This is a genomic window from Mycobacterium sp. (genome assembly GCF_025965855.1).
Taxonomy (GTDB): domain Bacteria; phylum Actinomycetota; class Actinomycetes; order Mycobacteriales; family Mycobacteriaceae; genus Mycobacterium.
Map to the genome: position 1 here is coordinate 1 of NZ_JAOPWB010000295.1, position 12,256 is coordinate 12,256.

At 65.8% G+C, this 12,256-nt stretch carries 13 protein-coding genes and 1 pseudogene; 10 read left to right on the forward strand and 4 right to left on the reverse strand.

Annotation, left to right across the window (positions count from 1 at the left end; genetic code table 11):
* The 3 genes and pseudogenes from JWP83_RS25030 to JWP83_RS25040 all read left to right on the forward strand — a co-directional run.
* Positions 1–406: pseudogene (locus JWP83_RS25030) on the forward strand (IS110 family transposase); the annotation flags it as partial.
* 369 nt (positions 407–775) lie between these two features.
* On the forward strand, positions 776–1,375 hold the full coding sequence (locus JWP83_RS25035; protein WP_297736600.1) for a transposase: 600 nt from the start codon (positions 776–778) through the stop codon (positions 1,373–1,375).
* On the forward strand, positions 1,372–1,809 hold the full coding sequence (locus tag JWP83_RS25040) for an IS110 family transposase (protein WP_297736490.1): 438 nt from the start codon (positions 1,372–1,374) through the stop codon (positions 1,807–1,809). Before JWP83_RS25035 ends, JWP83_RS25040 begins: the two co-directional genes overlap by 4 nt.
* 167 nt (positions 1,810–1,976) lie before the next feature.
* On the opposite strand, the gene JWP83_RS25045 is transcribed toward JWP83_RS25040, so the two are convergent.
* The 3 genes from JWP83_RS25045 to JWP83_RS25055 form a co-directional block, all read right to left on the reverse strand.
* Complete coding sequence (locus tag JWP83_RS25045) at positions 1,977–3,137, reverse strand: cellulase family glycosylhydrolase (protein WP_297736492.1); 1,161 nt, start codon at positions 3,135–3,137, stop codon at positions 1,977–1,979.
* Between the two features lie 228 nt (positions 3,138–3,365).
* The gene (locus tag JWP83_RS25050) at positions 3,366–3,749 is read right to left on the reverse strand and encodes a hypothetical protein (protein ID WP_297736494.1); all 384 of its coding nucleotides are present in this window, start codon (positions 3,747–3,749) and stop codon (positions 3,366–3,368) included.
* Positions 3,750–3,796: 47 nt separating this feature from the next.
* On the reverse strand, positions 3,797–4,270 hold the full coding sequence (locus JWP83_RS25055) for an NINE protein (RefSeq protein ID WP_297736497.1): 474 nt from the start codon (positions 4,268–4,270) through the stop codon (positions 3,797–3,799).
* A 150-nt stretch (positions 4,271–4,420) separates the two neighbouring features.
* Here JWP83_RS25055 and JWP83_RS25060 point away from each other — a divergent pair, with 150 nt between their 5' ends.
* From JWP83_RS25060 to JWP83_RS25085, 6 genes are all read left to right on the forward strand, one after another.
* The gene (locus JWP83_RS25060; protein WP_297736500.1) at positions 4,421–4,807 is read left to right on the forward strand and encodes a DUF2237 domain-containing protein; all 387 of its coding nucleotides are present in this window, start codon (positions 4,421–4,423) and stop codon (positions 4,805–4,807) included.
* An 83-nt stretch (positions 4,808–4,890) separates the two neighbouring features.
* Positions 4,891–6,153 (forward strand): sulfotransferase, encoded by a 1,263-nt coding sequence (locus tag JWP83_RS25065; protein ID WP_297736503.1) that lies wholly within the window; start codon positions 4,891–4,893, stop codon positions 6,151–6,153.
* 14 nt (positions 6,154–6,167) lie between these two features.
* Entirely contained in the window at positions 6,168–7,406 is a 1,239-nt protein-coding gene (locus tag JWP83_RS25070) for an MBL fold metallo-hydrolase (protein WP_297736505.1), read from the forward strand.
* The gene (locus JWP83_RS25075; RefSeq protein ID WP_297736508.1) at positions 7,403–8,152 is read left to right on the forward strand and encodes an SDR family NAD(P)-dependent oxidoreductase; all 750 of its coding nucleotides are present in this window, start codon (positions 7,403–7,405) and stop codon (positions 8,150–8,152) included. The genes JWP83_RS25070 and JWP83_RS25075 overlap by 4 nt, the downstream gene beginning before the upstream one ends.
* Positions 8,153–8,170: 18 nt before the next feature.
* Positions 8,171–8,659 (forward strand): VOC family protein, encoded by a 489-nt coding sequence (locus JWP83_RS25080; protein ID WP_297736510.1) that lies wholly within the window; start codon positions 8,171–8,173, stop codon positions 8,657–8,659.
* Between the two features lies 1 nt (position 8,660).
* Positions 8,661–9,632, forward strand: coding sequence for an LLM class flavin-dependent oxidoreductase (locus JWP83_RS25085; protein ID WP_297736513.1), 972 nt, complete (start codon positions 8,661–8,663; stop codon positions 9,630–9,632).
* 73 nt (positions 9,633–9,705) lie between these two features.
* Here the strand turns inward: JWP83_RS25085 and JWP83_RS25090 are convergent, their stop codons facing one another.
* A complete protein-coding gene (locus JWP83_RS25090; protein ID WP_297736516.1) occupies positions 9,706–10,590 on the reverse strand; it encodes a PfkB family carbohydrate kinase in 885 nt (294 codons plus the stop codon).
* Between the two features lie 175 nt (positions 10,591–10,765).
* Here JWP83_RS25090 and JWP83_RS25095 point away from each other — a divergent pair, with 175 nt between their 5' ends.
* Entirely contained in the window at positions 10,766–12,250 is a 1,485-nt protein-coding gene (locus JWP83_RS25095) for a hypothetical protein (RefSeq protein ID WP_297736519.1), read from the forward strand.
* Positions 12,251–12,256: the final 6 nt, after the last annotated feature.

The window sequence follows — 12,256 nt, forward strand, 5'->3', positions numbered from 1 at the left end:
GGTGAGATCACCGCGGTCACCGTTCCTGAGGCCGATGTGGAGGCGGTCCGGGATCTGGTGCGGGCACGTGAGGACGCTCGCGCGGATCTGATGCGGGTTCGGCACCGCCTCTGGAAGCTGCTGTTGCCCCAGGGCCGGGTGTATTCGGGTGGGCAAGCATGGAATGGCGTGCACCAGATCTGGCTTCGCCGTCAGCGATTCGACAATTCCCACACCCTGGACCGACGATGCGAGCCCGCTGGGCCAAGGTCGACCCGGCACTCAAGGACTGCGGGCATGCCGGTAACCGGCGCCTGCACCAGCAGTGGTGCCGATTCAACGAACGCAAAAAAATCACGTCGTGGCCAACGTCGCGGTCGCCCGTGAACTGGCCGGCTGGTGCTGGTCACTGGCCACGCTGAACTAACGGGCCACCACCGAACTTGATCGCGGCCAGCCGGTCGACAGCGAGGTAGGCGAACACGATCTGCGTTACAGCTATGAGCCACAACAGGATTCCTGAATACTGGTGTGACGCCCGTCCCTAGAGAGCAGCCACCGTTCGCGCCGAACCATCGTCTTGCGGTACCCAACCCGCGTATATCCCAATGTCACTCTGAACGGGTCGACAGGCTCGCTCTGCGTATATTTCCGCCTTCGTGGCTTAAGACTGTTATGCGGCCAGCCGACACTAGAGGACCGGCCGACCTGGCTTAAGAGGAGCGTGGCATCGCCCTAATTGGGATATGCCGATCGACCGGTCCGTGCCACCCACGACAGGGAGACATGCTCCATGATGATCATCGGGATCGACGCGCACAAGCGCAGCCACACTGCAGTCACAATCGATGGCAACGGTCGACAACAGGCAACGAAAACTGTTGGTACAACGACGCAGGATCACCTCAAGCTCTTGAAGTGGGCCACCGCACTCGACGGTGAGCGGCTCTGGGCGATCGAGGACTGCCGGCATATGACTCGCAGGCTCGAGCGGGACCTGATCGCCGCCGGCGAGTCAGTTGTGCGGGTCTCGCCGAAACTGATGGCCGATGTTCGAGACTCGGCCCGCACCTACGGTAAGTCCGATCCCATCGATGCCCTCGCAGTGGCCCGAGCCGCGCTGCGGGAACCAGATCTGCCGGTGGCACGACTCGATGGAGTCGAACGCGAGCTGCGGCTACTGATCGATCATCGCGAAGATCTCGTCGCCGAGCGCACCCGGATCATCTGCAGGCTGCGCTGGCACCTCCACGAACTCGATCCAGGGTGGCTACGACCGGCCAACATCGACCGGACCAGCGCTTTCACCGCGGTCACAGCGCACTTGAACACCTGCGGCAAAGCTGGCCTGGTGCCCGGCTGGCACGACGACTGGTCGAACACCTTCAACTGTTGACCCTCGAGATTGACGAACTTACCGTCGAAATCACCGACCGTGTCAGGCTCGTCGCACCTTCGCTGCTGGCCATCGTCGGCTGCGGCCCGTTGACCGCCGCCAAGATTCTCGGAGAGACCGCCCAGGTGCATCGGTTCCGCTCCAAAGACGCCTTCGCTCGACTCAACGGCACCGCACCACTACCCGTGTGGTCATCGAACAAACAGCGACATCGCCTGTCACGCACTGGGAATCGTCAACTCAACGCCGCCCTACACCGCATCGCGATGACCCAAGCACGCATACACCCGCCTGCCCGCGAACTGCTAGCTCGGCGGAAATCCAGCGGCGACGGCGGAATGGAAGCACTACGAGTTCTAAAACGTCGACTCTCCGATGTCATCTACCGAGCGATGCTCACCGATCAAAACCACTCAGCGCCAGCCGCTGCTTGACAGAGGAGCAAGAGTCTGACACCACCGTCGTTGACCAACGACCGCCGCGGCCATCGGACTGGCACCGATCAAACGAAAGCCGCCCCGGCTCCCACCGGGGCGGCTTTCACCTGTCTATTGACAAACAGTGCCTACATATCAGCTGTTAGTGCAGCTCGGAGGGCGTTTTACGTGGGCTGGCCGCTGGCCAGGCTGCGAGCGGTTTGAAATTCGCTGTCCCGATAGGGGTGGCCATCGGGTTGCAAAAGGTCGTGAAACCACACCTTCGGCGGTGCCGCGTACGGGTGATCCCACGAGTCCCACGGGAAGTAGGTTTGGGTCTTTCCGGCGACCAGGCCCCAGTTGAAGGCACCGACGTTACGGCGCTTGGCCACGGGCAGGATTGACTCAACGGTGCTGCCCTGCGGCCGGGCCATGTACTCCGTGCAAATGATCGGCCGCCCCAGCGGCGCAAGCTCGGTGACTCGCGACTCGAAGCCCGCGGGGTCGGCGTAGGAGTGGAAGGTGATCACGTCGGCGTTGTTCAGTTGGATGTCGGCGATGGGGCTGGCGCCCCCCTGTTCGCCCTGGTCGGCGCCGCGCCACACGCCGCTGGTCAGCGGCTGACTAGGATCGACCGAACGGGCCCAACGGAACACCTGGGGGAGCAGCTCCGCGACCCGCTCCAGCTTGTCTTTCCTCTCCACCTTTTGATACACGCGCGCGGGATTGTCGGGCTCGTTCCACAGGTCCCAACCCAAAACGCGGTTGTCACTGCGGAATTGGGTCAAAACGGCGGTGACGTAGTCGTGCAGGACCCGGGTGTAGCCGGGGTCGCCGAGGCGTTCCGCGCCGGGGCTCTGCACCCACCCCGAGTTGTGGACGCCGGGCCTGGGCGCGCGCTGCGGACCGAGTTTGGGGAACGGGTCCCAACAGGAGTCGAAGAATACGAACAGAGGCCTGATGCCGTGGCTCGCGGCGATGCTGACAAACTGCGTGAGGCGGTTGTGGAAACCGCGGGGATCCTGGGCCCAGAGCTGGTCATGCAGAAAAACCCGCACGCTGTTGAAGCCGTATGCCCTGGCCCACCCCAACTCGGTATTGATGCGCCGGGGGTCGTAGGTCGCGGGCTGAAACATCTCGAGCTGATTGATGGCGTTTGAGGGGATGTAGTTCGCGCCGACGAGCCAACCTTGCGCTTGATACCAGCGGTTGGCACGGTCGGCCGGCCACCGGGTGATCTCCCCGGAGGAACGCGGCGCAGGGTCCGCGGAGGCGCGAGGCGCGTGGGCCAAAGCCGTGCCCGCCGCCAGCAGCAAGGGAAGCTTCAGGGCCGTTCGACGGTGCACAAACTGACGATAAATTTCCCGGGGCTCTGGACCCGGTATTTGGCCAGCGCGTCGCGGCGGCTTCTCGCCGCTTCGGAGATTGTTATCTTGTTGTGACCTACCAGCATTCACGCGTTTGGTCCGGGGTCATCCCCCGCGCGATAAGCTGGTGGTGGTCAGCCGCTGACTGCGGCGGCGCGGATCCTATTGGGGTGCAAGGCCGTTCGCGTCAGACGAAAACGAGCACGCTCAAATGTCAAGGGACGGCGGCGTCCAGGCATCCACGACAAGCGGTAACGAGACCGATGAATCGCCGCAAGTGACGTCGACCGTCCAGCGGCCGTCGACGGGCAGCTGTGCGTCGATTTCGAAGAAGGCGAATCCCGGAAATTCCCCGACGGCGGCTTCCGGCGCGTCGAACCATTTGTATTGCGCCGCGTCGAGCGTCGGGGGCTTGATCTCTACGTCAACCCGCCGGTCCGACTCCTCGCTAGCGGGCTGCGTCAGCACCACAAGGACGAACCGGGCAAACCGGTCAGGCCCGACCGAAAACTTGGAAAGCACGCCGCCTTGCACGTTAAGCTTGTTGTCGACGGTCGCGGCCGCTTCCGCCAGGAAAGCACCGGTAAGCATCACACGCAGAACCTACCGCGCAACGCGGGCGAGTGGGTACCGGATGGCTAACGCAGCTTGCGGCCGTAATTGTCCTTGACGCTGCCGGTGAACATCATGATCGCGTCGACGATCGCCCATGCGATGCTGCCGAGCAGAACCGGGAAGCCGAAAAGGCAGAACATGGTAAAGAAGAGCCCGAAGAGACCCACGCACAATTGCGCGATCGCGATCTGGGTCGAGTCGATGTAGAAGCGGCCGACGCCGAACAAACCCAGGAACAGCTGCAGGAGGCCGGCCGTCGTGGCCGACTTATCCGACAGCGGTAACCCCGAGGCCGGATCCCGCCCGAATGGTGCGTGCGGATCGAGGGCGTATCCGGGATAGCCGGGATAGGACGGATAACCGGGATAGGGGGATTGCGGCGGATGACCGGGAGTGGGCGGGTATCCCGACGGCGGCAGCTGGGGATTCGGCGGTGGTCCCTGGCCCTCGGGCTGCCAACCCCACGGTGGCTCGCCGGGCTGGTTCGGCGTCGACATTCGCTGGAGTCAACACTGCGCCGGTCAGAACGTCCAGACTCCGATCGACGCGGCGCCTTTCGCGAGCTTGCCGCCCCCGGAAAAAATTCACCGCGGCGATGATGGCAGAGTTCCTTCAAACTTCGTGCCCGGGAGGGCGATACTAAACCAGTGCCTGATCGCAATGTGCTCGGCGGTCCGCTGGAACCGTGCGGCACGGACCCACTTACCGGTTACTACCGCGACGGCTGCTGCTCGACCGGCACAGAAGACCTCGGCCGGCACACGATCTGCGCGGTGATGACCGCCGAATTCCTGGAACACCAGCGTTCCATCGGCAACGACTTGCTGACCCCGGTGCCCGAGCACCGGTTTCCCGGGCTGCTGCCCGGCGACCGCTGGTGCGTCACCGCGCTGAACTGGCTCCGGGCTCACCACGACGGGTGCGCCGCGCCCGTGGTGTTGGCGTCCACCCACGAGCGCACGCTCGAGGTGGTGCCCCTGGAGGCGCTTCAGGAACACAAGGTCGACGTACCCGACGACCTGGCTAACCTGTAGAGCTCGCCGAGGCGGGTTAGCGGCCGATCCTCATCGCGTCTACCGTCTGTGTCACACGATCGACACGTCGAAGAGGGGATCCGGTGGGTTCTGCGCTTGGCGACATCGACTTCGACGATCTGACGTCGCCCAGGCTGACCGATGTCCAGCGCCAGATTTTGGAATTCACCGAGGCCAAGCGCGTCGAATTCGACATCGGACGGATGCTGGCCGAGGCGGTCGAGCAGGCTGGCGGAGCCGACGACCTGGACGATACGGACGGGTTCGGTGACCGGCTGACCGCCCACGTGGCCGCGATCGAAGCCGACGAGGGCCTGACCCAGCTCACCCGCTCGTTGCTGCGGCAACGCGTGGTTCGCCTGCTGCGCAACCGGCTGTCGCTGACCGAACTCATGAAGCGGTATCCCGAAATCGGGTCGATCCCAATCGAGAAGCCCTTCATCGTCGTCGGGATGCCGCGATCCGGTACCACGCATTTGGTGAATCTCATTGCGGCCGACCCACGCCGACGCGCGCTGCCGTACTGGGAGAGCCAGGAGCCGATACCCGCGCGCGGCCAAGGCCCCGACATCTCCGGAGTCGACCCCCGCTATGCGCGGGCCAGGTCCGAGCATGACGCGCTCATGGCCAGCGCCCCGGTGGTGGCCGCCATGCACGACCGGTTCCCCGAGGCGATCGAGGAGGAGGTCGAACTCCTCGACCTCGACCTGGCCGCCTACATCCTGGAATGGCATGCGCGCGTGCCGGATTGGCGCGACTACTACCTGGACCTCGACCAAACCCGGCACTACCCGTACCTGAAGAAGGTGTTGCAGGCGCTGACCTTCCTGCGCGGTCCGCGGACCTGGGTGCTGAAGAGCCCGCAGCACTGCGAGCAGCTCGGCCCCCTGATGGCGACCTTCCCCGACGCGACGGTGGCCTTCACCCACCGCGATCCCGTGGCGGTGGTCCAGTCGGCGATCACGATGATGGCCTACTCCGACCGGCTGCGCCGGACCAGCATAGACCCCGGCTGGCTGCTGGACTACTGGAGCGACCGAGTGCAGCGGCTGCTCGGCGCGTGCGTGCGCGACCGCGACCTCGTTCCGGGCGAACACAGCATCGACATCAGCTTCCACCACCTCAATGGCAACGAAATGCCGCTGCTGGAGCAGCTTTACCAGCGCGGCGGAGTCGAACTGACGCCGAAGGTGCGCGGCCGCTTCCAGAGCTACCTGGATGGCAACCCGCGCGGTAAACACGGCCGCGTCCGCTACGACCTGCAACGGCACTTCGGCATCTCAGCCGACGAACTGCGCGGGCGGTTCGACTTCTACTTCGACCGTTTCGACGTTCGCCCCGAATGAAGGAGTCAACAGCGATGTCCGAACCGGTCTATCGCAGCAGGCCGGGCGCCGACGCGATGCGTCCGGCAGCTGCCGAAAAAGCCGAACAGATCGCCCCGGGACTGTGGTGCTCGCCGGGCCTGTCAAACGCCTACCTGCTGACCACCGCCGAGGGCCGGGTCATCGTCAACACCGGCATGGGCTTCGAGGGGCCGGTGCACCGCGCCAACTTCGACGCCGTCGACCCGTCGCCGGTGCGCTACATCATCTTCACGCAGGGCCACGTCGACCACGTCGGCGGATTGGACAGCGTGCGCGACCTCGACACAACGGTTGTCGCGCAGGCGAACTGGACCGCGTGGCGGGACGACAACGAACGCCTCATCCCGTACCGCGCCGCCCGCAGCGCGTTCGCCTTCAAGGACACCCTCGCGGCGGGCATTCAAGCCATCCAGCGTCGTCTCGGCACGACGCGGCTGGCCGGCCAGAGCGTCCCCGTCGTCGACCTCGACTTCGAGGACACCCTGACCCTGGAGGTCGGCGGCCGACGCATGGAATTGATCTCCGTGCCCGGCGGCGAGACCACCGACTCGCTGGTGGTGTGGCTGCCGGACGAGCGGATTTGCCTGTGCGGAAACACCTTTGGCCCAGTATTCGGTCACATTCCCAACCTCGTCACCATGCGTGGCGACCGATACCGCGACGCCCTGACCGCCATCGCATCGGTCGAGCGGGTGCGCGATCTGGGGCCCGAACTCCTGGTGACCGGTCATTTCGATCCGATCGCGGGGCAGAGGCGCATCAACGCCGAATTGACCCGCCTGCGCGACGCGATCCAGTACATTCACGACCGGACCGTCGCCGGAATGAACGCGGGCAAGGACATTCGCACCCTGATGCGCGAGATCACCCTGCCCCCGGAATGCGAAGTGGGCCAAGGCTACGGAAAGGTCGACTGGGACGTGCGCGCCGTGTGGGAGAATTACTCGGGCTGGTTTCACCACCGTTCGACCACCGAACTCTATCCCGTCGGTTTCGACGCCGTCGCCGCCGACGTGGCGGAGCTGGCCGGCGCCGACCCGCTGGTGGACAGGGCGCGGGCGCACCTCGACGCGGGACGGCCGCTGCACGCCATCCACCTCGCCGAGCTGGCTCCCCCGGAGCATGCCGGGGCCCGCGACGTGCTGAAGCGGGCGCATGAGACGCTGCTGGCCGACAGCACCAACTTCTGGGAAAGTGCCTGGCTCAGAAACCAACTAGCGAGGAACGCATGACGGCGCGAGTCAGCTTCGACTTCACCGGGACCGCGGCGCTGATCACCGGCGGCACCAGCGGGATCGGCCATGCCACCGCAACGCTGTTCCGGGACGCCGGAGCCGAGGTCACCATCACCGGAACCAAACCCGCAGCGACGGAATACGACACCGACCTGTCCGGCATGGCCTATCACCAGTTACGCATCACCGACCACGAATCCGTGGACGCGCTGGCGCAGACATTCACCCGCCTCGACGTCCTGGTGAACAACGCGGGCGCGAATTTCCCCGGCGGCCTCGACGAGTCGAAACCCGACGGGTTCGACGCATCGGTCGCGCTGAATCTCACCGGTCCGTACCGCCTCACGGTCGCGCTATACCGGGCGCTGAAGTCGTCGACCGCAGCCGGAGGCGCCAGCGTTGTCAACCTGGCGTCGATGTCCGCGCTGCGCGCCGTCCCGCTAGTGCCCGGCTACGGCGCCGCCAAGGCAGGGATCGTCTGCATCACACGCAATCTCGCGGTGAAGTGGGCGCGCAAGGGAATCCGCGTGAACGCGGTGGCGCCGGGCACGATCGACACCCCGATGACCGCGCCCATGCACGGCGCGGCAGAGCTGGTCGATGCCGAGCTTGCCCACATTCCGCTGCACCGCTTCGGGTCCGTCGGGGAAATCGCGCCCACGGTGGCCTTTTTGTGCACCGAGCAGAGCAGCTACACGAGTGGCGCGCTCTTCGTCGTCGACGGCGCCTCGGACTGCGTCTGAACAGTAAGGACACCGACCATGGCTTCTTTTGTTGGGGCACTGCACCCGCAGGACTACTACCACACCGGGATCATCGTGCCCGACCTCGAGGCCGCGATGGCCCGGCTGAGCGCGCTGGCCGGCTACCGGTGGATCAAACCGCTGACCTACACCCTTCCGTTCCGCACCGCGTCCGGAACCCACGAACTCACTTCGACGTTCGTTTACTCCCTGCAGCCTCCGCACGTCGAACTGATCCAGGAGGTTCCGGGAAGTCCGTGGACGGCGGCGCCCGGCAACTCCATCCATCACCTCGGCTATTTCACCGACAGCCTGGCCGACTCCGCGCGAATGCTGGAGGAAAACGGCTTCACCTTCGAAGCCACGGCCGACGTCGCGCCACCGGGCCTGGCGCTATTCGCCTACTACATCGACGAGTTCGGCACCCGCATCGAGATCGTCGACCGCGCACTGTTTCCCGACTTTCCCGCGTTCCTGCAGTCGGCGGCCGCCCCGCTGGAGACTTGACGTGTTGCTGACCGTGCTGCGCTTCAATTTCGCGTCGCCGCAGGGCGATCCGCGCACGCAGAGCGAACTGCTCAACGCCGCGCTACAACTGGCGCAGTGGGGCGAGTCCCACGGCATCACCTCCATCAGCGTCGACGAGCATCACGCGACCGGGCACGGATGGAGCTGCAACCCGATCATGGCCGCGTCGATGTTCCTGGCCCGAACCACGTCGCTGATCGCGAGCGTGGACTGCGCGCTCGGGCCGTTGTGGAATCCCGTCCGGCTCGCCGAAGACATCGCGCTCGTCGACAACATGAGCCGCGGCCGGCTGCTTACCACGGTGGGCCTGGGCTATCGCACGATCGAATATGACGCGCTGGGAGTCGATTTCAGCCGTCGCGGCAAGCTGATGGACGGCGTGGTCGATCGCATTCTGTCGGTCTGGTCCGGGGCCGACGCGGACGCCGGAGTCTGCACCGGTACGTGGACCCGGCCGCATCCACCGCTGTTCGTCGGCGGCGGTTCGCGCGTGACGGCGCGGCGCGCGGCGCGTTTTCGACTGCCGCTCAGCCTCGCGGATCACCTGCCCGACATCGCCGCCTACTACCGCGAGTTGTGTTCCGGGGTCGGCGTCAAGCCCCTCATCGTCATGCCCGGGCCGATCAACCGCGGGATGATCTTTCTGCACGAGGACCCCGACCGGGCCTGGGAGCAGCTCGGCGACCACATCCTTTGGGAGGCAGTCACTTACGGCGGATGGTCAACCGAGGAACGGTCGCTCATGCACCTGCCCGGGGTTCAGACTCTGGACGAGGTCAAGGCGTCGGGACGCTACCGGTTCCTGACGCCCGACCAGCTCATCGCCGAGGTGCGGGACTCCGAGGACTACGGCCCGCTGGTCATGCACCCGCTTGTGGGCGGGATGCCCGTCGGCGAAGCGTGGAAGTCGGTTCAGCTGCTCACCGACAAGGTCCTGCCCGCGCTCATGTGATTGCAGACGCGAATAAGGGGTATGGCAGCGGTTGCATCGGAACGCGCCGGCGGTGGCGGATAGGCCGCCGCTGTCACGAAGCTAGCCCGGTCAGGTCGGGCCGTCCGCCGAGGCGCTGCACCGTCGAGCTGGCGGCCGCGGCCGCGAGCCGGCCCGCCTCGCGCGGTTCCGCCCCGTCACGCAGGGCGGCGATGAGCCCGGCCACGAACGCGTCCCCGGCGCCGGTGGGATCGACCACCTCCACGTCCGCGAACTCAAACAGCTCACGGCCGGTCTGCCACACCAGCAAATCGCCCACGTCCGGAACCGCGAGCGCCACCAGCCCGGGTCCGCACGTCAACAATTCGTCGGCCAACGTCGCCGCCTGCTCCACGGTGGCGATCTCCGTGCCTGCGATCAGGGCGGCCTCGGTGGCGTCGGCCCGTATCACGTCCACCATCCCGAGGAGGTCGTCACGAACATCGGGTGCCGGCACGCCATCCGCGACCACTCGTAGTCCCCGCCGCCGCGCCCGACGCGCCGCTTCCAGCGCGGTGGCGGGCGGCTGCTGCAGCTGAATGGAGACGGTGTCGGCGCCCTCCCACAATGAGGCGCACCGGTCGAGGTCTGCCACTTGAACAAGCGAGCTTTTGGGCAGATCTTCCAGCAGCATGCGCTCCGGTGGCCGGCTGACGATATCGATCAGCAGGGCCGTCGCTCCGCGCCGCGCAACACCTCCGACGTCGATGCCGTCGCGCTGGGCTTGCTGCAGCACCGAGACTCCGGCCGTGTCCTCGCCCACCACCCCGATGAGCGCGACCGGTACCCCGAGCTGCACGAGACCGACCGCCTGATTGGCGCCCTTGCCGCCGAGCACCTCCTCGCGCTGGAGGACCGTGGTGGCCTCACTCGCGGACGGCGGCCCGGCGGTGCGCAACACCAAATCGCGCCCGATCTGGCCGATCACCACAACATTCATGGGGATACTTGTGCCCACTTTTGGCGCATGGTACTCGGGCTGACGCTGCCATATCACCTCAGTCCGAACCGCTTTCGCCTCGCGGACAGCGCTCCACGATCGACAGGTGGTGAATCGCCGGGCGGCGCGGTGTCACCGTGTGGTTCGATCAGCACAAGACAAGGTCAGGAGAAAAGTGACTCGACGATTCGGCCGGCTCTTTGTGGTCCCGTTCATCTCGGCGCTGGCAATACTGCTCGCGCCGTCGGCGGGGGCCGACACCTACACCGACCAGGTGGTGGACAAGTTCAATGCGCAGACGCACGTGGTGGCCGACCCGGCTGCCACACCGCCCTTGCAGAACCCTGACCGGCTCAACCAGCAGATCCTCACCAGTCGGTGGGCGTGGAGCCCGACGCCGCCGGTCTGGGTGGCGGCGGTGGCGCCCGGCCAGACCGGCGTGACAACGGCGGATGCCATCCACAACGTCATCGTGGGCCGCGATCCGGGGTTCAGCGGAGTCATTCTGGTGATCGACTCCAAGGGCTACCACGTGCGCGCCTACAACGTGCCGAGGGTGATCGCGGACAGCGTGAACTCGTTCTTGGAGCAGTCGGCCAGGGATCACCGCAATGACCCTTACGGCGCGACCAGCGACTTCGTCAGCAAGCTGGCCGGTGTGAGCGCTGCGTCGGCTGGGCCGGTGACGACCTCTCCGGTTGGGACCGCCAAGCACACCAGCTGGGCCTGGCTGTGGCCGACGCTGATCATTATCGGCCTTGCGCTGGCTGTGACCGGCCTGATTTGGTTCGCCACGAGCCGAAATCGCAAGCACCGCAAGGATACCGAGGCGCGAGAGCAGGTCAAGGAACAGTTGATCGCCGCCGAATCCGAGGCCGCCGACCTCGATAGCGCGGTGATCGCCAATGCCGACACAGACGTCAGCGCCGAGTCGTTGAAGGCGAACTCCGGGCTGTACGAGGCCCGCAAGGCATACCAGGCAGGTGATTACACCGCGGCGCGGGCGCATCTTCGGGCCGTGCAGTCCACCGTGGACAAAGCCAACCGGAAGCTGAACCCGGGGGCATTCCCGAATGTGAGCGCCGTGACGTCGGTGCCCGGCGAGGACCGCAAGCAGGCCACGGTGCAGGCGAAGAATCCAGCCACCGGGCAGGACGTGACGATCAACAACAACAACTACAGCACCACCCCGCAGCCCGGCTACGCGAACTACTATCCCGGGGGCCTTTACAACGGCATGTTCTTCTACCCCGGCTACTACCCGTACGCGTTCTGGGGACCGGGGTGGGGCTGGGCCCTCACCGATGTCCTGCTGGTCGATGCCTTGCTGGACGACCACTGGGGCGGCAGCTACGACCGCGGCTTTGAGGACGGGCAGGATTCGGCATACGCCAATCAGGGCTTTGACGGCGCCCAGAGCGCCGGTTACGACAGCCAGCAGGCCGATGTCGGCTTCGACGGGAGCTACCAGAACTCAGGTGGCGGCGACACCGGTTTCGCCGGCAACGACAGCTCATACTCCGGCGGTGGCGACATAGATTTCGGCGGCAGCAACGACTCGGGCGGATTCGGCGGGTTCGATTCGGGTGGCGGCGACTTCGGCGGGTCGGACTTTGGCGGCGGTGGCTTTGACTCCGGCGGGGGAAACGACAGCTTCTGACTAACG